This window comes from Streptomyces sp. 3N207 (assembly GCF_052246355.1).
Classification (GTDB): Bacteria; Actinomycetota; Actinomycetes; order Streptomycetales; family Streptomycetaceae; genus Streptomyces.
The window spans coordinates 39,309-59,520 of the sequence record NZ_JBQQBV010000010.1; the positions used below are offsets into that span (position 1 = coordinate 39,309).

Annotated in this window: 17 protein-coding genes; 8 read left to right on the plus strand and 9 right to left on the minus strand. The window is 72.6% G+C overall.

Going from position 1 to position 20,212, the window contains the following annotated elements:
• Positions 1-2: 2 nt before the first annotated feature.
• Complete coding sequence (gene rsmH / locus ACTWP9_RS17190) at positions 3-974, minus strand: 16S rRNA (cytosine(1402)-N(4))-methyltransferase RsmH (protein ID WP_443247047.1); 972 nt, start codon at positions 972-974, stop codon at positions 3-5.
• 414 nt (positions 975-1,388) lie between these two features.
• Here rsmH and ACTWP9_RS17195 point away from each other — a divergent pair, with 414 nt between their 5' ends.
• The 4 genes from ACTWP9_RS17195 (at position 1,389) to ACTWP9_RS17210 (ending at position 7,044) form a co-directional block, all read left to right on the plus strand.
• Complete coding sequence (locus ACTWP9_RS17195; protein ID WP_443247048.1) at positions 1,389-1,916, plus strand: beta-class carbonic anhydrase; 528 nt, start codon at positions 1,389-1,391, stop codon at positions 1,914-1,916.
• Positions 1,917-2,102: 186 nt separating this feature from the next.
• Positions 2,103-3,197: an AAA family ATPase gene (locus ACTWP9_RS17200; protein ID WP_443247049.1), complete on the plus strand. Its 1,095-nt coding sequence runs from the start codon at positions 2,103-2,105 to the stop codon at positions 3,195-3,197.
• Complete coding sequence (locus ACTWP9_RS17205; RefSeq protein ID WP_443247050.1) at positions 3,197-4,660, plus strand: DUF58 domain-containing protein; 1,464 nt, start codon at positions 3,197-3,199, stop codon at positions 4,658-4,660. The genes ACTWP9_RS17200 and ACTWP9_RS17205 overlap by 1 nt, the downstream gene beginning before the upstream one ends.
• Positions 4,657-7,044 (plus strand): transglutaminaseTgpA domain-containing protein, encoded by a 2,388-nt coding sequence (locus tag ACTWP9_RS17210; protein WP_443247051.1) that lies wholly within the window; start codon positions 4,657-4,659, stop codon positions 7,042-7,044. The genes ACTWP9_RS17205 and ACTWP9_RS17210 overlap by 4 nt, the downstream gene beginning before the upstream one ends.
• A 258-nt stretch (positions 7,045-7,302) precedes the next feature.
• Here the strand turns inward: ACTWP9_RS17210 and ACTWP9_RS17215 are convergent, their stop codons facing one another.
• From ACTWP9_RS17215 to ACTWP9_RS17225, 3 genes are all read right to left on the minus strand, one after another.
• Entirely contained in the window at positions 7,303-7,719 is a 417-nt protein-coding gene (locus ACTWP9_RS17215; protein WP_443247052.1) for a DUF3040 domain-containing protein, read from the minus strand.
• A gap of 272 nt (positions 7,720-7,991) precedes the next feature.
• Positions 7,992-8,759: a methyltransferase gene (locus ACTWP9_RS17220; RefSeq protein WP_443247053.1), complete on the minus strand. Its 768-nt coding sequence runs from the start codon at positions 8,757-8,759 to the stop codon at positions 7,992-7,994.
• 141 nt (positions 8,760-8,900) lie between these two features.
• Positions 8,901-9,470, minus strand: a complete 570-nt coding sequence (locus tag ACTWP9_RS17225) for an SAV_6107 family HEPN domain-containing protein (protein ID WP_443247054.1) — start codon at positions 9,468-9,470, stop codon at positions 8,901-8,903.
• Between the two features lie 382 nt (positions 9,471-9,852).
• Here ACTWP9_RS17225 and ACTWP9_RS17230 point away from each other — a divergent pair, with 382 nt between their 5' ends.
• The 4 genes from ACTWP9_RS17230 (at position 9,853) to ACTWP9_RS17245 (ending at position 15,338) form a co-directional block, all read left to right on the plus strand.
• Complete coding sequence (locus ACTWP9_RS17230) at positions 9,853-10,689, plus strand: ATP-binding cassette domain-containing protein (RefSeq protein ID WP_443247055.1); 837 nt, start codon at positions 9,853-9,855, stop codon at positions 10,687-10,689.
• Positions 10,661-12,880, plus strand: coding sequence for a YhgE/Pip family protein (locus ACTWP9_RS17235; protein ID WP_443247056.1), 2,220 nt, complete (start codon positions 10,661-10,663; stop codon positions 12,878-12,880). The genes ACTWP9_RS17230 and ACTWP9_RS17235 overlap by 29 nt, the downstream gene beginning before the upstream one ends.
• Before the next feature lie 32 nt (positions 12,881-12,912).
• Entirely contained in the window at positions 12,913-13,542 is a 630-nt protein-coding gene (locus ACTWP9_RS17240; protein ID WP_443247057.1) for a TetR/AcrR family transcriptional regulator, read from the plus strand.
• Between the two features lie 365 nt (positions 13,543-13,907).
• On the plus strand, positions 13,908-15,338 hold the full coding sequence (locus ACTWP9_RS17245) for a phytoene desaturase family protein (RefSeq protein WP_443247058.1): 1,431 nt from the start codon (positions 13,908-13,910) through the stop codon (positions 15,336-15,338).
• Positions 15,339-15,404: 66 nt separating this feature from the next.
• Here ACTWP9_RS17245 and ACTWP9_RS17250 read toward each other — a convergent pair whose 3' ends face one another.
• From ACTWP9_RS17250 to ACTWP9_RS17270, 5 genes are all read right to left on the minus strand, one after another.
• Positions 15,405-16,436 (minus strand): hypothetical protein, encoded by a 1,032-nt coding sequence (locus ACTWP9_RS17250; RefSeq protein WP_443247059.1) that lies wholly within the window; start codon positions 16,434-16,436, stop codon positions 15,405-15,407.
• Between the two features lie 47 nt (positions 16,437-16,483).
• Positions 16,484-17,425 (minus strand): methylenetetrahydrofolate reductase [NAD(P)H], encoded by a 942-nt coding sequence (gene metF, locus ACTWP9_RS17255; protein ID WP_443247060.1) that lies wholly within the window; start codon positions 17,423-17,425, stop codon positions 16,484-16,486.
• A gap of 141 nt (positions 17,426-17,566) precedes the next feature.
• Entirely contained in the window at positions 17,567-18,301 is a 735-nt protein-coding gene (gene thiE / locus ACTWP9_RS17260; protein WP_443247061.1) for a thiamine phosphate synthase, read from the minus strand.
• A gap of 123 nt (positions 18,302-18,424) precedes the next feature.
• Positions 18,425-18,799 carry an Rv2175c family DNA-binding protein gene (locus ACTWP9_RS17265; protein ID WP_443247062.1) on the minus strand — a complete coding sequence of 125 codons (375 nt, stop codon included), beginning with the start codon at positions 18,797-18,799 and terminating at the stop codon, positions 18,425-18,427.
• A 33-nt stretch (positions 18,800-18,832) separates the two neighbouring features.
• Positions 18,833-20,035: an NAD(P)/FAD-dependent oxidoreductase gene (locus ACTWP9_RS17270; RefSeq protein ID WP_443247246.1), complete on the minus strand. Its 1,203-nt coding sequence runs from the start codon at positions 20,033-20,035 to the stop codon at positions 18,833-18,835.
• Positions 20,036-20,212: the final 177 nt, after the last annotated feature.

The following is a 20,212-nucleotide window of genomic DNA, read 5'->3' on the forward strand; positions in this document are numbered from 1 at the left end:
GGTCATGTCGCCTCCCTGATGCGCTGGACGGCCCGCAGTCTGGCCGGTGCGGCTCGGCGGTTCTCGGCGATCTCCTCGTCGGTCGGCAGCTCGGCACCGCGGGTCAGCAGCTGCAGCCGGGGCTGGTACTGCTCGGGTACGACCGGCAGCCCGGGCGGGGCCGAGTTACGGGAACCGGTGGCGAACAGCTGTTTGACCAGCCGGTCCTCCAGCGAGTGGTACGCGAGGACCACCATCCGGCCGCCGACGGCGAGCAGGTCCAGCGCGTCGGGCAACGCCTGCTCCAGCACCGCCAGCTCCCCGTTGACCTCGATGCGGAGCGCCTGGAAGGTCCGTTTGGCCGGGTTGCCGCCGGTGCGCTTGGCGGCCTGCGGCAGGGCTTCGCGGATCACCTCGACCAGCCGGGCGCTGCGGGTGAACGGTTCCTTCGCGCGTTCCCTGACGATGGCCTCGACGATGCGGCGGGCCTGCTTCTCCTCGCCGTAGGAACGCAGGATGCGCACCAGGTCGCCGGGCGGGTAGGTGTTGAGGACCTCGGCGGCGCTGAGCCCCCTCGTCTGGTCCATGCGCATGTCCAGCGGGGCGTCCTGTGCGTAGGCGAAGCCGCGGTCGGCCTCGTCCAGCTGGAGCGAGGAGACGCCGAGATCGAACAGGATGCCCTGGACACGGGGGACGTTCAGCCGGGCCAGCACCTGCGGCAGCTCGTCGTAGACGGCGTGCACCAGCGTGGCCCGGTCCGCGTAGGGGGCCAGCCGTTCACCCGCGAGTTCGAGCGCGGCAGTGTCCCGGTCCAGGCCGATGAGGCGGGCCGAGGGGAAGGTGGCCAGCAGCGCCTCGCTGTGGCCGCCGAGGCCGAGGGTGCAGTCGACGACTGTCGCTCCGGGCTCGGCGAGGGCGGGGGCGAGCAGGTCCAGGGTGCGCCGGAGCATCACCGGGCTGTGGAGTTCGCCGATGGGCCGCTCGTTGGTGGTCACTGTGCCCTCTCAGATCTGGCGGGCACTGCACATGCTCCTTGGTCCCCGCCCGCTCGAAGGGGAGCGGCCCCCCGCGCCGAACGGGCGCCGGAAGCCGGGAGCGGGAGGAGGCCGAGCCGCACGTGCGCGCCCGCACACGCGAGGGGAATCGGGGTCCTTGGGGAGCGTTCGTCGCCTCCCACTTCGCGTCACTTTAGTCCACTCGTCCCCTCGGTCAACTACGGGACCAGGCGCGTCCACCTACGGGATCAGGCGCATCCTGACAGCGGCTGACACCTGCTTCGTGACCGCGATGTGCGCCGGACGAGGGAGACGGGTGAGGGTCCTGTGGGTTACCTCACACCACGGCGAGCCGCCCGTTTTGGCCACTCTCCGGACGGGCCGCCCGCCGCGGGAGCGTCTAACGTCGTACACATGTCGATATCCGCGCCCCGGCCCCAGCCCGCACCGTCCGTGATCGACGAGCTCGTCGCAGCGAACCTGGATTACGCGCGTGAGTTCAGCGACCCCGGGATGGACGCCCGCCCGGTCCGCAACGTGGCGGTTGTCGCCTGCATGGACGCCCGACTGGATCTGCACGCCGCGCTCGGCCTGGAGCTCGGTGACTGTCACACCATCCGCAACGCGGGCGGCGTCGTCACCGACGACATCATCCGCTCCCTCACCATCAGCCAGCGCGCGCTGGGCACCCGTTCCGTGGTGCTCATCCACCACACCGGCTGCGGACTGCTCAACCTCACCGAAGATTTCCGGCACGAGCTGGAACTGGAAGTGGGCCAGCGGCCGTCCTGGGCTGTCGAGTCCTTCAAGGACCTGGACCAGGACGTGCGTCAGTCGATCGAGCGCGTACGGACCTCACCGTTCCTGCCCTACCGGGACGATGTACGCGGCTTCGTCTTCGACGTGACGACGGGTCTGCTGCGCGAGATCGCCCCGGCCTGAACCCGGACCGAGCCGGTCGGCTCTCGGGGGGGCCGCTGCCCGGAACAGCCGGGAGAGTGACGGGAGGCCCTGTCGCCGTGAAGAATACGCAACAGCGCACACTGCAGGGCCCGGTGGAGCGGACGCGGGGGCGTACGCGGCGGGCACGTACGAACGGGCAAACGGGGATGGGGCCGAGGAGGGCCGGTGACGACCTATGACGAGCGGGCGAACCTGAGCGATCTGAGCGCCACGGCGGGCGAGGTGCGCCGCTGTGTCGAGTCGGTGATCGAGGGAAAACCCGAAGTCGTCCGGCTTTCGCTGACGGTGCTGCTTGCGGAGGGGCACCTGCTGATCGAGGACGTGCCGGGCGTCGGCAAGACGATGCTCGCCAAGGCGCTGGCCAAGGCCATCGACTGCTCGGTACGCCGTATCCAGTTCACGCCCGATCTGCTGCCCTCCGACATCACCGGGGTCAGCGTCTACGACCAGCAGCGCAAGGACTTCGAGTTCAAGCCCGGCGCCGTATTCGCGCAGATCGTGATCGGCGACGAGATCAACCGCGCCTCCCCCAAGACCCAGTCCGCACTGCTGGAGTCCATGGAGGAGCGCCAGGTCACCATCGACGGGCAGACGTATGAGCTGCCCGATCCGTTCATGGTGGTCGCCACCCAGAACCCGGTGGAGATGGAGGGCACCTACCCGCTGCCCGAGGCGCAGCGGGACCGGTTCATGGTGCGCGTCTCCATCGGCTATCCGAGCCCGGCCGCCGAGCTGGAGATGCTCGATGTGCACGGCGGCGCCTCCCCGCTGGACGATCTCCAGCCGGTGGCGCACGCGCACGACATAGCCAAGCTGATCGAGACCGTACGGGGCGTGCACGTCTCGGACGCGGTACGGCGGTACGCGGTCGAACTGGTGGCTGCCACCCGGGCGCACTCCGATCTGCGGCTGGGGGCCTCGCCGCGCGCGACGCTGCATCTGCTGCGGGCCTCCAAGGCGTCGGCGGCGCTGGCCGGGCGCGAGTTCGCGCTGCCCGACGATGTGCAGTCGCTGGCGGTCCCGGTGCTGGCGCACCGCCTGCTGCCCACCGCACAGGCGCAGTTGAACCGCCGTACGGCCGAGCAGGTGGTGAGCGAGATCCTGGGGCGGGTGCCCGTGCCCGCCGTCGGCCCCGGCCCCGCCGTGCCCGGAGCGGCACCGGGCGGGCCCGGTATGCCGGGTCCCTACGGGCAGCCCCAGCCACCCGGACAGCAGCCCCCGCCGGGCCGGCCGCACACCGGGCAGCCCCGGGGCTACTGATGGCCTACGGACCGGCCCCCAGCGCACCGCCGGCCCCCGGCGCGGGGCCGCACGGCGGTACGGGGCCGTACGGCGCCCGGCTCGATGGCGGTGCGGGAACGGCCGGTGGTCCGGGCCGTCCGGGCGGCGGCGCGGAGGGCGGCCGGGGCCGGGAGGAGAGCCGGGGTTCGCTGCGGCTGGCGTTCGGCGGGCTCACCACCCGCGGCCGCTCGTTCCTGGCGGCCGGTGTGGCGGCGGCGCTGTGCGCTTACGTGCTGGGCCAGGACGAACTGCTGCGCGTGGGCGCGCTGCTGGCGGCACTTCCGCTGGTGTGCGTACTGGTACTGCACCGCACCCGCTACCGCGTGGCGGGCTACCGCAGACTGTCGCCCTCCCGGGTGCCGGTCCGCTCGGAGGCCCGTGTGCATCTGCGGATCGACAACGTCTCGCGGCTGCCCACCGGGCTGCTGATGCTCCAGGACCGGGTCCCCTACGTGCTCGGCCCGCGCCCCCGGTTCGTACTGGACAGGGTGGAGCCGGGCGGGCGGCGCGAGGTCTCCTACCGGGTCCGCTCCGATCTGCGCGGACGCTATCCGCTGGGCCCCCTCCAGCTGCGGCTGACGGACCCGTTCGGAATGTGCGAGCTGACCCGCTCCTTCAGTACGTACGACACCCTCACCGTCGTTCCGCCCATCGAGGCGCTGCCGGCAACGCGGCCGGCCGGTGAGACCACCGGTTACGGCGAGGGGCGGCAGCGTGCCCTGGCGCTGTCGGGGGACGACGATGTGATCCCGCGCGGCTACCGGCACGGCGACGACCTGCGGCGGGTGCACTGGCGGTCGACGGCGCGCTACGGCGAGCTGATGGTCCGCCGCGAGGAGCAGCCGCAGCAGGCCCGCTGTACCGTACTGCTGGACACCCGCCGCGCCGCCTACCCCGGCTCGGGGCCCGACTCCCCCTTCGAGTGGGCGGTGGCGGCTGCCGCGTCGGTCTGTATGCATCTGCTGGAGCGGGGCTATTCCGTACGGCTGCTGACCGACACCGGGGCCGCAGCGCCGGGGCCGGAGAGCGGGGGCTTCCTCTCGGAGACCTCGGACACGGCGGGGCTGCTCCTCGACACCCTCGCCGTCGTCGAACACTCGTACGAGCAAGGGCTGTCCGGCGCCTATGACGCGCTGCGCGGCGGAACGACGGGGCACGAGGGACTGCTGGTCGCCTTCCTCGGAGCGCTGGACGAGGAACAGGCACTCACGGTCGGCCGGATGCGGCAGCGCTCCAACCGCGCCATCGCCTTCCTCGCGGTGCCCACAGGGGCCCAGCACGCGGGTGGCGCCGCGCCGCCGACCGTGCCCAGGACCGAGGAAACGCCGGAGCGCGCACTGCGCGAGGCCGGGTGGACGGCACTGCCCGGCGGGCCCGGAACGCCGCTGGCCACGCTGTGGCAAGAGGCCGACAACGCCGGTATGAGGGGGCTGGAACGATGAGCGGACGGGGACGGCTCGCAATCTGCGCCGTGCTGGCGACCCTGGCCGCGTCCTGTGCGCTGCTGCCGCTGGTGGACCCGGCGACCTGGCTGCTCCAGGCCGCGCTGCTGACAGCTGTACAGGCCGGGGTGGGAGCGGCCACCCGCCGGGTGCCGCTGGCCCGGCCGGTGACCGTGCTGACGCAGGCCGTCATCTCCCTGCTGCTGCTCACCGTCGTCTTCGCGCGGGAGCACGCACCGGCCGGTTTCCTGCCCAGCCCGGCGGGGTTCGCACACTTCGGCACGCTGTTCGACCAGGGCATCCAGGACGTGAGCCGGTACGCGATACCGGCGCCCCTCACCGACGGCATCCGGCTGATGCTCGTCGGCGGCGTACTCGTCATCGGCCTGCTGGTGGACACGGTCGCCGTGACGTACCGCAGCGCAGCGCCCGCCGGGCTGCCGCTGCTGGCCCTCTACTCGGTGGCCGCCGGGCTCTCCCAGGGCGGCGCCCGCTGGCTGTGGTTCCTGTGCGCCGCGGGCGGCTATCTGCTGCTCCTGCTGGCGGAGGGGCGCGAGCGGCTGTCGCAGTGGGGCCGCGTCTTCGCCGACCGCTCACGACCGGGCGCGGCACCGCACCAGCCCGGCAGTGTCGGTGGCCTCGCCATGGCGCCGGTACGCACCGGGCGGCGGATCGGCGTGCTGGCGCTGGGCATCTCGCTGGTGGTACCCGCCGCACTGCCCTCGCTGAGCGGCGGACTGCTCGACAACGTGGGCACCGGTGGCGGGGGCGGCGGCAACAAGGGCGGCGGCACGGTCTCCGCCGTCAACCCGGTCGTCGCCCTCAAGAACAGCCTCAACCAGCCACAGAACCGCACCGCACTCACCTACTCGACGGACAGCGACGAGAAGGACCTCTACCTGCGGATCGTCGCGCTCGACAAGTTCGACGGCGCCCAGTGGAAGCCTTCCGAACGGCGCATCGGCGAGATCCCCGACCCGCTGCCCAGCCCACGGGGCCTGGGACCGGACGTACGGACCCGCACGGTCAGCAGCACCATCCAGGCCAGCGACGCGTACGCACAGGACTGGCTGCCGATGCCGTACCCCGCGAGCCGGGTGCAGGTCGACGGCAAATGGCGCTTCGAGCCCGAGGGCCGCACCCTCGTCGGCTATGACAAACAGACCACCCGCGGCCTCCGCTACAGCGTCGACAGCCTCCGCGTCCAGCCCACCGCCGAACAACTGCGGAACGCCCCCGCGGCGCCGCCGGCGCTGAAACGCGAGTACACGGCCGTCCCGGACTCGCTGCCTGCCGTCGTACCGAAGACCGCACGCAAGGTCACCCGCGGCGCGAAGGACGACTACGACCGCGCCGTGCTGCTCCAGGACTGGTTCGCCGACAAGGGTGGCTTCACCTACGACACCGAGGTGGCAGCCGGCACCGGCGCCAACGCCATCGCCGACTTCCTGAAGCAGAAAGAGGGCTTCTGCGTCCACTTCTCCTTCGCCATGGCCTCGATGGCCCGCACCCTGGGCATCCCGGCCCGGGTAGCGGTCGGCTTCACCCCGGGCACGGCGCGCGGTGACGGCAAGATGGAGGTCGGCTTCCAGGACGCGCACGCCTGGCCCGAGCTGTACTTCGAAGGTGTGGGCTGGACCCGTTTCGAACCCACCCCCACCCGGGGCACCACCCCGCCCTACGCGCAGCCGGACTCGCCGGACACCGACCAGAACCCCAGCGAGGAACTGCCCGACCGCAGCCAGGACGACCAGCCCTCGGCCGACCCGTCGCCCTCGGAGGAATGCTCCGCGCAGCAGAAGCAGTCCGATCCCGAGTGCGGGGCCGCGGCACCGCTCCCCCGCTCGGGAAGCCCCGACGAAGGCCCGCCCCTGGGCACCATCGCCGCCTTCGGCTCGGCCGGGCTGGCCGTGCTGGGGTTGCTGCTGCTCCCGATGCTGTTGCGGATGCGGAGACGCTCCCGGCGGCTACGCGCCCCGGGCGCCGGCAGCCCGGAAGCCGTGCTCGTCGCCTGGCAGGAGCTCATCGACACCGGGTGGGACTACGGAATCCTCCCCGACGACTCCGCGACCCCGCGCACGGCCGCCGCGCGGCTGGCCCGGATCGGGCAGCTCGGGCCTGACGACGCCGAGGCGGTGCAACGGGTCGCGCTCGCGGTGGAGCAGGTGCTGTATGCACCCGTTCCGCGGGCGACCGCCGGGGTAGCGGACGAGGTCCGCCGCATCCGCGCCGGGCTCCGCGCCGCGGCTCCCCGCACCGTGCGGATCCGCGCCCTGCTCCTGCCGCCCTCGACGGCCCGGCTGCTGTGGTCGGCCACCCGCCGGGCCAGGGCGCTGCGCGCCCGCTGGACTCGGGCCCTGAGCCGCCCCCGCCTCGCCAAGTAGCTCTTGCGGGGCCGCCCTACCGACGGCGGGAGGCGAAGCGCAAACAGCCCGGCGGTGCCGAACTCACCTCTTCTGGAGAGTCCGGCACCGCCGGGCTGCTGCGTAGTGGCTGATCACCGCTGCGGCGGGAAAGAAGGCGCGGCGGCGGAAAAGGAGGCTCCGCGGCGGGAAATCCGGCGGGAAAGACGAGGCCGTCGCCCCGCTTCGCCCCCGTGGGAGGGGCGGCGAACGGGGCGAGGGGGACGGGAAGGCCCGGCCTCAGTGGTGGCCGTGGCCCTCGTCACGGCGGCGCTGCCACCGCTCCTCGATGCGGGCCATCATCGACTTGCGGCTCCGTGGCTGCTGCCGGCGACCGGATCCCGACCCCTGCGGGGACTGGCCCTGGGCCTGCCCTTCGCCCTGCTTGGGGGCCTTTCGCCATCCTGTCACCGCGAGGACCGCGCAGCCCAGCATCACCAGGAAGCCGACGACGCTGACCCAGATCTGCTGAGCGACCATTCCGGCCATGAGGAGCGCGATACCCACCAGAAAGCCCGCAACCGCTTGGTAGACCCGCTTACGGGTGTACCGGCGCAGCTCACTTCCCTCGAGCGCTGTCGCGAACTTGGGATCTTCGGCGTACAGCGCTCGCTCCATCTGCTCGAGCATCCGCTGCTCGTGCTCAGAGAGCGGCACGGAGTCCTCCTACTCGTCGGTCGCGGGGGCGACCGGATGCGACTCTTTCAGGATAGGCAGGGAATCGCCCCCGTGAAACCCGCCCCTCTACGCCAATTCCTCCCACCACACCCGATATAACGGACGGGGTGCCCACGGCGTGTTCCGTTCATTCCCGCACCACCTTTCCGCCATGCCGGACGGTGTGCCTCGATCATACGGCGCGTAGCGGTTGATCGGGCGGTCGCGAAGAGAGCCCCGTTCAGAGCCCGCCCACGCAGCGCGGGCGCTCGTCAGCGGCCGACGCCCCGGGACGGGACCTCGGCGAGCACGTGCAGCTGACTGGCGACCGACTGGAAGTCGGGCAGCTCGGCGGCGGCCGCCTCCAGCCTGGCGAGGGCCTCCAGCGCGTCCGGCTCGGTGTCCACGAGCGCGCCGGGCACCAGATCGGCGAAGACCCGTACGCCGTGTACGGAGATCACCTCGAGCCCGGTGCTGGAGACCAGCGCGGTGAGCTGCTCGGGGGTGAAGCGGCGGGGCATGGGGTCGTTCTCGCCCCAGCGTCCGCCGGGCGAGGTGAGGGCGTGCCGGGCCTCCGTGAAGTGTCCGGCCAGCGCCCGCGCCAGCACGGCTCCACCCAGCCCCGAGGCCAGCACACTGAGGGTGCCGCCTGCCTCACGCAGCGCGGCGACGGCGTTGCCGAGGCCCTCGGCCGGGTCGTCGACGTACTCCAGGACGCCGTGGCAGAGCACCACGTCGTAGGCTCCGCGCTCGGCCACGTCGAAGAGGCCGCGCACATCGCCCTGGACGCCGCGTACCCGGTCGGCGACGCCTGCCTCGGCGGCGCGGCGCTCCAGCGCGAAGAGGGCGTCGGGGCTGGGGTCGACGACCGTGACGCGGTGGCCGAGCCGGGCGACGGGCACGGCGAAGTTGCCGGTGCCGCCTCCGGTGTCGAGCACCTCGAGCTCGGCGCGGTCCGCCAGTTTGGTGCGCTGGTCGAGGGCTCCCCTGAGGACGTCCCAGACCACTGCGGTCCGGAGGGTTGCGCTGGGGCGGGACATGCGGCTGCTCCTCGGCTCAGGGACGGGCGGTTCCCACCCTATTGCCTCCGGCCCCGACCGATCCGCCCGGCGGCCCTCTCGCTTCCTGACGGATGACGCCTCGGCACGGCAGCCCCCTCCCCGCGCCCGCGATTCCGTGGTTCATCCCGCCCGCCGGTCCCAGGTCGGGGAGGGGGGTTCGTCGGTGGCGGCTGTGCGGGGCCGGGGCAGGGCGGGCTGGGTGATCAGCATGCGTTCCACGAGGCGGAGGAACATCCCGGCGTAGTGGACAAGGTCGTCGGCGTCCCGCCAGCTCGCGGCGCCGGCTATACCGGCTTCGGCGCGGGCGCGGCGGGCGGCGCCGGAGGCGAAGAGGGCTGCCCACTCGGCCAGTTCGGGGGCGACCTCGGGCAGCACCTCCCAGGCGCTGCGGATGGCCGGGCGCCGTACCCGGCGCGGACCGGCCCCGCGCTTGCGGGCCGGCTCCAGCTCCGGCCTGCCGCGGACGGCGAGGACGGCGGCGGCTGTGCGCAGCGCGGCGAGGTGGGCCGTGGCGTACCGCTCGTTGGCGGTCTCCATGGCGACCGCCTCGTCCAGGCCGTGCTGGGCCTGGGCGAGCAGGTCGAGTGCGGCGGGCGGGGCGGTGGCCCTGCGGAGCACGGGGTGGATGTCGTGGGGGTCGCGGGTGGGATCGGGGTGGCTGGTGGGCGGCGCTGTCGGCTGCGGGGGCACGGGTCGCGCTCCCGGAGAAGGTCGCATCACGTGAATCAACCTCCCGTCGGCTGATGCCGGTTCGAGAACCGGTCGTATGGGCACATCGTGCCGCATGCCACTGACAATCCATTCTGACCTGCGCAAACGCCGCGAGGAGCAACGCGGAGTCGGAGGCGATCGGCGGAGAGCGGCCGCCGGTTGGCGTGCGGGCCACTGTCTGCTGCATACTTTGAACTGACCAGTCAGTTCAAAAAGCGCCGTGCCCGGCGCCGGGGACCGGGCACGGCGCGCACCAAGAGCGGAAGCGGGGACTGCGACTGCCGGCACGGTCGGCAGCTGCGGGCAGCGGATGCGACAGCAGACCCGGCATCGCGGTAGGCGACACGGAGCGGGAGGGGCTGTGACACAGCTGCGGGGAGCCGCCGTATCGGCGGAGGACTTCGGGCTCGACGGGCCGCGCGGCCCGGTCTTCGGCGGGGTGGGCTTCAGCGCGGAGGCGGGCTCACTGATCGCGGTGACCGGCCCGTCGGGTTCGGGACGCACCTGCCTGCTGCTGGCGCTGACCGGCCGGATGAAGGCGAGCAGCGGCCACGCCAAGGTGGCCGGGCACCCGCTGCCCAAGCGGCTCGCGGCCGTACGCCGGATCAGCGCGCTGGGCCCGGTACCCGGCGTCAACGACCTGGACCCGGCGCTGACCGTCACTGAGCAGCTGCGCGAGCGGGTGCTGCTCCAGCGGCGGTTCGACAGCCCGCTGCGTGCGCTGCTGCGCCCCCGCAAGGAGCGGGCCGCGGCGAGCCGGGCGCGGCTGGAGGCGGCCCTTGGGACCGCGGGTCTCGATCTGGACGCCCTGCCCAGGGGCGGGCGCACGGTCGTACGGGATCTGGACCGGCCCACTGAGCTGCGGCTCTCGGTGGCGCTGGCGCTGCTGGGCGAACCACGGCTGCTGGCCGTCGACGACGTGGATCTGAAGCTGTCGGAGAGCGAACGCAAGGACGCCTGGGGGCTGTTGCGGACGGTGGCGGAGCAGGGCACCACCGTGCTCGCGGTGTGCAGCGAGCCGCCGGCCGAGGGTGCGGTGGTGGTCCGTACCGAGCAGGCCCTCGCGGGCGGCGGCCGGAAGACGGGCAAGACCGGGGCGGGTGCCGCCGGAGGGCCGGGCGACGCGCAGGACGACGGGGACGACGACGGGGAGAAGGAGGGGGCGGACGATGCGCTCGCCGAGGCTAGCCGCGCTTGAGCTGAAGCGGTTCGGCAGGGGACGGCTGCCGCGGGCCGCGATGGCCGCGATGCTGCTGCTTCCGCTGCTGTACGGCGCGCTGTACCTGTGGTCGTTCTGGGACCCGTACGACCGTCTGGACAAGGTGCCGGTGGCGCTGGTGAACGAGGATCAGGGCGCCACCGTCAAGGGCGAGAAGCTGAACGCGGGCGACGACATCGCCAAGGGCCTGCACAACAGCGACTCGTTCGACTGGCACGAGACCAGTGCGGCCGACGCGCGCAAGGGGGTCGAGGACGGGCGGTACTACCTGTCGCTGACGGTGCCCGCCGACTTCAGCAAGCGGGTCTCCTCCAGTTCGGGCGACTCCCCCGAGACGGGGGCGCTCAAGGTGCGCACCAACGATGCGAACAACTACATCGTCGGGCAGATATCCCGCACCGTCTTCTCCGAGGTCCGCGCCAGCGCCTCCAGCAAGGTGTCACGCGGCTTCTTCGACAAGATCTACGTCTCCTTCTCCACCCTGCACGGCAAGACGGCGAAGGCCGCCAAGGGCGCCGACGACCTGGGCGCAGGCATCGGCAAGGCGAAGAAGGGCGCGGGCAAGCTGAAGAGCGGGCTCGGCGACGCCGAGGACGGCAGCGGCCGGCTCAAGAGCGGCACGGCCAAGCTGCACAAGGGCTCCGGCACCCTGGAGACCGGCGCGGGCCAGGTCGCCGAGGGCACCCAGAAGCTGGCCGACAAGGTGAACGGCACCGCAGGCGAGGTGCGGCCGTTCCTCAAGGCGCACAGCGGCGACATCGGCAAGGCCGCGCGCGGGGTGGCCCGTACGAGCAAGACGCTCAAGCAGAACCTCGGCAAGCTGCCGGGCGCCGCACAGCGCGCGCAGACCGACTCACGCGAGGCCGCCGACACGCTCTCGAGGCTCTACGAGGCACGCTGCGGCAAGGGCGCTCCCGGCAAGGACGTTCCGGGCACGCCCAGCCCTGGCGGAACACTGCCGGGCAACGCGTCCCCCGAGGCGCCGCAGCCGTCCCCGCCCTCCTCGCCGTCCACCGGCACCACCGGCAACGCCGGCAACACCGGCACGTCTCTCGCACCAAGCTCCTGCCCGCAGTTGAAGAAGGCCGCGGACGCCGCCGAGCGGTCGGCTCGGGTCGCCGCGAAGCTCAATGGGTACGTCAAGAACGAGAAGAACCTCGACGAGCTCGGCCGCCACCTCGACGACCTCAACCGCGCCGCGAACGGCGTCGCCAAGCGGGCCCCGCACCTCCAGCAGGACATGGACAGCGCCGTACGGCAGATCAACAAGCTCAACAAGGGCGCCCACAAGGTCGCCAAGGGCGCCGGAAAGCTGCACTCCGGGCTCGGTACGGCCAAGAGCGGAGCCGCGACACTCGACACCGGTCTCGGCAAACTGTCCGGCGGTGCCGCCTCGCTCGACGGCGGTCTGTTCAAGCTGGCCGACGGCTCGGGAAAGCTGGCCGGCGGCCTGCACGACGGCGCCGAGCAGATTCCGGACTACGACAAGAAGCAGCGCGACGACCGTACGGGCGTGATGGCCGACCCGGTCGGCCTCGCCTCGCACAAGGCCCACACGGCGCCCAACTACGGCACCGGCTTCGCGCCGTACTTCATCCCGCTCTCCCTCTGGGTCGGCGCGATGATCGCCTACATGCTGCTCCAGCCGCTCAACAAACGGGCGCTGGCGGCCGGCGCGCCCGCCTGGCGGATCGCGCTGGCGGGCTGGCTGCCGGTGGCCGCGATCGGGGTGGCACAGGTGGCGGCGCTGATGAGCGTGCTGCACTGGGGCCTGGGTCTGCAGATGGCGCGCGGCCTGGCGACGGTCGGCTTCCTGGCACTGGTGACGGCGTGCTTCACGGCCGTCGTCCAGTTCCTCAACGCGCGCTTCGGACCCGCGGGCCGGATCCTCGTCCTGGCGCTGCTGATGCTCCAGCTGACCTCGGCGGGCGGCACGTACCCGATCCAGACCAGCCCCGGCTTCTTCAACGCACTCCACCCGTTCCTGCCCATGAGTTACGTGGTGGAAGGGCTGCGGCATCTGATCACCGGCGGGGAGCTGTGGCCGGTGTGGCGGGCGTGCCTGGTGCTACTGGCCTTCACGGCGGGCGCCCTCGTGCTGACGGCCGTCACCGCGCGCCGTAAGCAGGTGTGGACGCTGGACCGGCTGCGTCCGGAGATCTCGTTGTGAGGGCGGGGTCGTTCCGAGAGGAGAATGGCCGCATGACGAGTGCCCGCACCACCACGCCACGCAGCCGCAGCGCCACCAGGGACAAGCTCTTCCAGGCGGCGGTCACCCTCATCGCCGAACAGGGGTTCTCCTCCACCACTGTTGAGGAGATCGCCGAACGGGCCGGGGTGGCCAAGGGCACGGTCTACTACAACTTCGCCAGCAAGACCGAGCTCTTCGAGGAACTGCTGCGGCACGGGGTGGAGTTGCTCACCGCCGACCTGCGGCAGGCGGCGGAGGAGACGGCGGGCCGGGGCGGCAGCCGGGTGGATGCGCTCGATGCGATGGTCCGCGCGGGGTTGCAGTTCATCGACCACTACCCCGCCTTCACCCAGCTCTACGTCGCCGAACTGTGGCGCACCGGGCGGGCCTGGAACGACACCCTGCTGATGGTGCGTAAGGAAGCGGTCGCCGTGGTGGAGGGCGTACTGCGCGCCGGCGTCGCGGAGGGAGAGCTCAGCGAGGAGATCGACATCCAGCTCACCGCCGCCGCGCTGGTGGGGATGGTGCTGGTGGCCGCGCTGGACTGGAAGGCGTTCCAGCCGGAGCGCTCGATCGAGGACGTGCACGGGGCGCTGTCCCTGCTGCTCCAGGGGCGCGTCGCAGGGAGCCGGCTCCGCTGACCACGGAACCGGCCCCTGTGCGGGACGGCCCCCTCTGCGCGGGGCCGCCCCACTGTGCGGGGGGTGGCTTCCGGAAGGGGCGCCGAGCACCGTTCCGCGGCCCCGTGTCAGCGGTGCGGCCCCGTGCCCTTCCGTCGGGCCTCACTCTGCCGCCCGCACGGATGGGGCCCATCCGTGCGGATACTCAAGATCTCGGGTGAGTACCGGTACCTACGCCTGGTTGCGCCCCGCCTCTCCGTTTTTCCGAGGGGGTGCCCCTGCCCGGAGCTTGCGGGCTGCGCGTGCATCGTGGCTGGACGCGCAGTTCCCCGCACCCGGGCGGGCTCGCCGCTTGCTGCCCGGTGGGGATCGATAAGGTCGGGGGCATGGTGCGGGTTGTGGTGGTCGGGGCCGGGATGGGCGGGATGGCGGCGGCGGCGCGGCTGGCCGTCGCGGGGCACGACGTCGTGGTGTACGAGCGGAGCGGGACGTACGGGGGCGCCGTACGGCAGTACGCGCGCGAGGGCTTCACCTTCGACACCGGGCCGGGGCTGCTGCATCTGCCGGCCGTCTACCGGGACCTGTTCGTCAAGACCGGCCGCGAGCGGCTGGAGGACCGGGTGGAGCTGGTCCAGGTGCCGGTCACCGCCCGCCATGTGTTCGCCGACGATGGCGGTGCCGTGTCGGTGCCCAACGCCTCCCGGGGCAAGGTGATCGCCGCGCTGGACGAGGCGCTGGACACAGGCGCGGGCGAGCGCTGGGCCGGGATGCTGACCCGGGCCCGCGAGGCGTGGGAGGCCACGCGCCGCCCGCTGTTGGAGGAGCCGCTGCGCGACGAGCCCTCGTCGAGGGGCGCGCTCAGCCGGGACGGCGCCTATCCGGCACTGCGGAAGAGGGGCCTGCTCCACCGGCGTACGCCGACGCTGGCCGAGGCCGCGCAGGACGAACTGCGCGATCCACGGCTGGCTGCGATGCTGTGCGGCTGCGTCTGGGCGCACGGCCTGGACTCGGCGGCGGCTCCGGCGAGCGCCGCCGTACTCGCCTACATCGAGGACACCTTCGGCACCTGGTACGTACGCGGCGGCATGCGTGCCCTCGCCGACGCGCTCTACGAGCGGTGCCTGGAGCGGCGGGTGGTCTTCCGCTTCGACAGCGCCGTGACCGGCGTACGGGAGAAGGACGGGCGGGCGGCCGGGGTGGAGCTGGCCGACGGCTCGGTGGCCGACGCGGACGTGGTGGTCGCCGGTGGCGGTCCCACCGCGCCCGGTGGCGAGGGCGGTGGCGAACGGGGCGCGGCCCGCTTCACCGTGCTGCTCGCGCTGCGGGGCGCCCGCCCCGAAGGCACAGCGCATCGCACGCTGGTGCATCGCGCCGAGGCGCCGGGGCAGCCGGTGACGGTGCTGCGGCCGGACGATCCGGCGCTGCGCCCGGACGACGCGCATGAGACGGCGGTACTCACGCTGCCGGTGCCCCCGGGCTCCGCTGCCGACGCCGCGGCGGCGACGCGGCTCGTCGAACAGCTGCTGGCGGCGACGGACGCGGCGGGGCTGGGGCTGAGCGAGCGGCTGCTGTGGCACGAGGTGCGCACTCCCGCCGACAACGAGGCGGAGACCGGCGCTCCGGGCGGCCGGGTGCCGCCGCCCGCGCTGCCCGGCGCCGGCGGTGCCTTCCTGTACCCCGCCAACCAGACCCGGCTGCCCGGCCTCTACACGGCGGGCGGCTGGTCCCATCCCGGGGGCGGCCTGCCCGCGGCGGGCATGAGCGGCGCCATGGTGGCGGGGCTGGTGCAGGACCCGGAGTGGCGCGGCTCGGTCTGAGCTCCTGCACCCCGACTTGCCCCGGTCAGCTCTGCTCCTCGCCGCCCGCGTCTGTCCCTGCGGAACTCAGTACTGGCCGCTGCCGTAATAGTCCTGCGGATACTGCGGCGCCTGCTGCGGATACGGCTGGGGCTGCGGCTGCGGCTGGGCGGCCGGGTCGTCGCCGTACTGGTCGCCGTACTCGTTCCCGTAGCCGTACGGGGCGGGCGGCTCGGCCGGCGGCAGCGGTGCGCCGGCGTCCCGCTGCTGGGGAACCCAGACACCGCCTGGAGGCGTCTCCGGCACATCGGGGTAGTAGGGCTGCTGGGGGGGCGGTGCCGGGTAGCCCTGCTCCTCGCCGTAACCGGCGTAGCCGCCGTACGGGTCCGGGTAGTCCTGGTAGGCGGGGTAGCTCTGATACTCGGCGGATTCCACGGCCCCGGAGGGGTCCGGGTATTCGGCGTACTGACCGGCGTACTGCTCGCCGGTCCCGTCCCCGTAGGCGAACGCCTGGGTCTGGTCCGGCGCAGGCCCGGGTGCCGACGCCGGCATGGGGCCCGGGGACTGGCCGAAGAGGGAGGACTCTTCCTCGTAGCCGTCGGTGCCGCCGTACGTGTGGTAACCGGCGTAGGCGTAATCGGTACCGGTTCCGCTTCCCGCCCCGAACTGGGCGGCGGGCTCTGGCTGTCCGTAGCCCTGCTGGCCGTAACCCTGCTGGCCGTAGTCGTCGACCGGGTCCGGCATGGGAACCGCGCCGGGGGCCGGGGCGGTGCCGGGGCCGTAGGTCTGGAGGTCGGAGACCTGGAGCGAGGCGGTGTCCGGGCCGGGCGCGGCGCCTGTCCGGCGGCGCCTGCTGGAGCCGGGGCCACCGCCGAGCGACCACCCGGCGGTGAACCCGCTCCGCACGGAGAGGGTGACGAAGGTCTGGCCGACGGCGAAGGCCGCGATGCCGACGCCGATCACGATGACCGACGGCAGTACGGTGCCCCCCACCACGCCCAGGAAGCCGGCGAAGGCCAGCGCCCGCCAGCGCAGCCGGGCCTTGTACTGGAGCAGGACCTCGCCCAGCAGCCACAGCGCAACAACGCCGAACGCGATATAGAGGACCGTCCAGCCCATCTACGCCCCTCTTCCCGCTCCTGCCGCCCCATGGGCGGATCCGTGGCTCAAGCCCCCTTGCGAAGGCCCAGGTTAGCCCTCTCCCGAAGGCCGAGATTCTGGTGGATCTCCAGCGTCGCCGTGGAGTGGTTGAGCGTGATGAAGTGCAGCCCCGGGACGCCTTCGGCCATCAGCCTCGCACACAAGTCTGTGGCGTACTCGATTCCGACCGAGCGTACCGCTGCCGGATCGTCCTGGACCGCGTGGAGTCGCTCGATCATCTCGGTCGGCAGGGTGGCGTTGCTCAGCTGCGCGAACCGCTCAATCTGCTTCACGTTCGTGACCGGCATGATCTCCGGGATGATGGGCGTGTGGCAGCCTGCCGCGGCGACCTTGTCGCGCAGCCGCAGATAGTCCTCGGCCCGGAAGAACATCTGGGTGATCGCGTAATCGGCACCGGCTTTGCACTTGTTCACGAAGTGCCGGACGTCGCTTTCCCAGTCGGTGGAGCGCGGGTGCATCTCGGGGAAGGCCGCGACGCCGACGCAGAAGTCGCCGGACTCCTTGATCAGCTCGACGAGTTCGGAGGCGTAGTTGATCCCGTTGGGGTGCTCGACCCACTCCCCCAGCGGGTCGCCGGGCGGGTCACCGCGCAGCGCAAGCACATTGCGGATGCCCGCGTCCGCGTACTGCCCGATGACGTTGCGCAGCTCGGCCCGCGAGTGGTTGACGGCGGTGAGGTGCGCGACCGGGGTCAGCGTGGTCTCGTTGGCGATGCGCTCGGTGTTGCGGACCGTGCCCTCACGCGAGGAGCCGCCCGCGCCGTAGGTGACGGACACGAAGGTCGGGGACACCGCCTCGATGCGCCGCAGCGCGTCCCACAGGGTCCGCTCTCCCTTCTCGGTCTTCGGCGCGAAGAATTCGAAGGAGAAGGACTGCTCTCCGCTCGCGAGCAGATCACGCACAGTCGGCGGACGGTCTGTCCTGGGAGCTGAGATACCGATGGCCATGGATGCAGGCTAGCGGCCTGACCTGTAGAGCGGCTCGACACTGACACGTTAAGGGATGATCTGTCCGGTTCCCGGATGGCCGATGTCCACCTGTTGGACAGGCGGCCACCCCGTGCTACGGGAACGGCCGGGTCACTGCACTCAGGGGTGCGGGTCGCCGTCGGCCGCCTCCCGCAGCCGTTGCGCGAGGGAGGCCGCGGCAGCCCCCGGGTCGTCGGCCCGGGTGAGCGCGCGGACCACCACCACCCGGCGGGCCCCGGCCTCCAGCACCTGGTCCAGGTTGTCCGCGTCGATCCCGCCGATGGCGAACCACGGCCGTGCCGCCGGATTCGCGGCGGTACGGGCGGCGGTGTGACGGACGAGATCCAGCCCCGGTGCCGGGCGGCCCGGTTTCGTGGGGGTCGGCCAGCACGGACCGGTACAGAAGTAGTCGACGCCGGGCTCGGCCAGCGCCGCGTCCGCCTCGGCAGCGGAGTGGGTGGAGCGGCCGATCAGCACCTGTTTGTCGAGGTTACCGAGCAGCGCGCGGGCTGCGGGGACCGGCAGATCGCCCTGGCCGAGATGGAGCACGTCGGAGCCGGCGGCGTGGGCCACATCCGCGCGGTCGTTGACGGCGAGCAGCGCGCCGTGCCGGCGGCAGGCGTCGGCGAAGACGGCCAGCTGAGCCAGCTCCTCCGCCGCCTCCATGCCCTTTTCGCGCAGCTGGACGACGTCCACACCGTTCGCCAGGACCGCGTCCAGGAACTCGGGCAGGTCGCCCTGCTCCTTCCGGGCGTCGGTGCACAGATACAGCCGTGCGCCGGCGAGCCGCTCCCGCGCTCCGGCGGACGGGGTGGAGCCGGTGGATGCGGCGGGCGTGGTGGTGCTGCGGGACATGGTGCGGTGGTTCCCCCCATGGGGGGGGGTGGGGACCCGAGAGCGGGTCCACGCACCCGGTGGTGTCGTGTTCTTCAGCGGTGGTTCTTCTGCTGTGCCCGGGGCCGGACCCGGGCGGCGGCGTCAGACGGCGAGTGCCTGGGCGCGGCGCTTGACCTCCGTGCCCCGGTTCTCCCGCAGGGCCGTCACGGGCGAGCCGGGCAGGGACTCGTCCTCGGTGAACAGCCATTCGAGCATCTCTTCGTCGCTGAAGCCGTCGTCCTGCAGGAGCGTGATGGTGCCCGCCAGGCCCTTCACGATCCGGCCCTCACCGATGAAGGCGGCCGGAACCTGGAGCACCCTGTTTCCGGACTCCGCTTCCCGCCGCACGGCGATCAGCTGGCCTTCCTTCACGAGCTGCCGTACCCGGGTCACTTCGACGCCGAGCTTCTCGGCGACGTCGGGAAGGGTGAGCCAGGCGGGGACGAGAGCATCGGTCTTTGCGTCAATCTCGGTCACGGGTTCCAGACTGCCATCTGGGACCGGCGGCCACTACCGCGCCGCCTGCTTCAACGCCACGGCCGCGTCGCGGACCAGCGCCCGGTTCACGGCCGTACCCTGCTGAATCAGCTTGCGGCCCTGCGTGAGATCGCGCGGACGGCCGACGGCCAGCAGCGCGGCCAGCCGCTCCCCGCGCAGCCAGCACACGCTCCAGGCGGCGCCCTCCGGCGAACCGCGCCACACCAGTTCGTCGCCCGGACCGTGGTGGCCGATGTACTGCACGAAACGGCCGAACTGCTCGGACCAGAAGTAGGGCACCGGGTCGTAGGCGACGCTGTCGGCCTCCCCGTCGGCGTGCCCCTCGGCCAGCAGGTTGGCCGCGACCGTACGGGGGCCCTGGAGCGCGTTGTCCCAGTGGTGGATCAGCAGCCGCTCGCCGTAGCGGGCCGACGGGAAGGAGGCGCAGTCGCCCACGGCGTAGATGCCGGACGCGTGGCTGCCGGAGACCGGGGCGCGCAGCCGGGCGTCGGCGGCCACGGAACCGTCGGGGGCGAGTTCCACGCCGGAGCCGCGCAGCCAGCCGGTCGCCGGGCGGGCACCGATCCCGACCAGCACCGCGTCGGCCGGCAGCCGCGTCCCGTCGGCGAGCAGCACCTCGCCGCGCTCGACCGCCTCGACGGCCACCCCGGTGCGCAGCGTCGCCCCGGCCTCCGCGTACCAGGTCCGCATCGGCTCGGTGACCTGCGCCGGGAGCGCGCCGGGCAGCGGTGTCCGAGCGGCTTCCACGACGGTGACCTCGCAGCCCCGCTCGCGCGCCGCCGTCGCGAACTCCGCGCCGATCCAGCCGGCGCCGACCACCACGATCCGGCCCCGCTCGGCCAGCACCGGGCGCAGCCGCCGCGCATCGTCCAGGGTGCGCAGCAGATGGACGCCGGGCACCCCCTCGCTGCCGGGCAGGGTGACCGGCTCGGCGCCGGTCGCCAGCACGAGCCGGTCGTAGTGGACGGGACCGGCGTCGGTGACCAGCAGCCGTTCGTCACCGCTCAGACCGGTGACGGTTCTTCCGAGCTCCAACTCGATGCCCAGCCCGGCGAAGTCGATCTCGAAGAGCGGAGCCTCCGCCTCCGTACCGAGCAGCACGGCCTTGGACAGCGGCGGCCTGTCGTACGGCGCATGCGGCTCGGCCCCGATGAGCCGCACGGAACCGGGCCAGCCCTGTTCGCGCAGCTGCACGGCGGTCTGCACGCCGGCCATCCCGGCGCCCACGATCACGATCCGCTGCTGCTTCTGACTGTCACTCACACGATCACTGTATGCCGGTCGAGTCGTGCGGCCATCGGTCACCGGTCGTAGGCCCGGCGGTGGGGCGTCCCCGAGCGCACCGACGGCCCTTACCCGGCTCGCGCGCACCGCAGTAGGGTGGGTGCGGTA

Bases quoted from the DNA above. Each gene is read 5' to 3' on its own strand.
- ACTWP9_RS17195 (WP_443247048.1), top strand. From the start codon at position 1,389: ATGTCGATATCCGCGCCCCGGCCCCAGCCCGCACCGTCCGTGATCGAC.
- ACTWP9_RS17205 (WP_443247050.1), top strand. From the start codon at position 3,197: ATGGCCTACGGACCGGCCCCCAGCGCACCGCCGGCCCCCGGCGCGGGG.
- ACTWP9_RS17210 (WP_443247051.1), top strand. From the start codon at position 4,657: ATGAGCGGACGGGGACGGCTCGCAATCTGCGCCGTGCTGGCGACCCTG.
- ACTWP9_RS17220 (WP_443247053.1), bottom strand. From the start codon at position 8,759: ATGTCCCGCCCCAGCGCAACCCTCCGGACCGCAGTGGTCTGGGACGTC.
- ACTWP9_RS17235 (WP_443247056.1), top strand. From the start codon at position 10,661: ATGCGCTCGCCGAGGCTAGCCGCGCTTGAGCTGAAGCGGTTCGGCAGG.
- ACTWP9_RS17240 (WP_443247057.1), top strand. From the start codon at position 12,913: ATGACGAGTGCCCGCACCACCACGCCACGCAGCCGCAGCGCCACCAGG.
- ACTWP9_RS17245 (WP_443247058.1), top strand. From the start codon at position 13,908: ATGGTGCGGGTTGTGGTGGTCGGGGCCGGGATGGGCGGGATGGCGGCG.
- ACTWP9_RS17250 (WP_443247059.1), bottom strand. From the start codon at position 16,436: ATGGGCTGGACGGTCCTCTATATCGCGTTCGGCGTTGTTGCGCTGTGG.
- metF (WP_443247060.1), bottom strand. From the start codon at position 17,425: ATGGCCATCGGTATCTCAGCTCCCAGGACAGACCGTCCGCCGACTGTG.
- thiE (WP_443247061.1), bottom strand. From the start codon at position 18,301: ATGTCCCGCAGCACCACCACGCCCGCCGCATCCACCGGCTCCACCCCG.
- ACTWP9_RS17270 (WP_443247246.1), bottom strand. From the start codon at position 20,035: ATGGCCGGCGTGCAGACCGCCGTGCAGCTGCGCGAACAGGGCTGGCCC.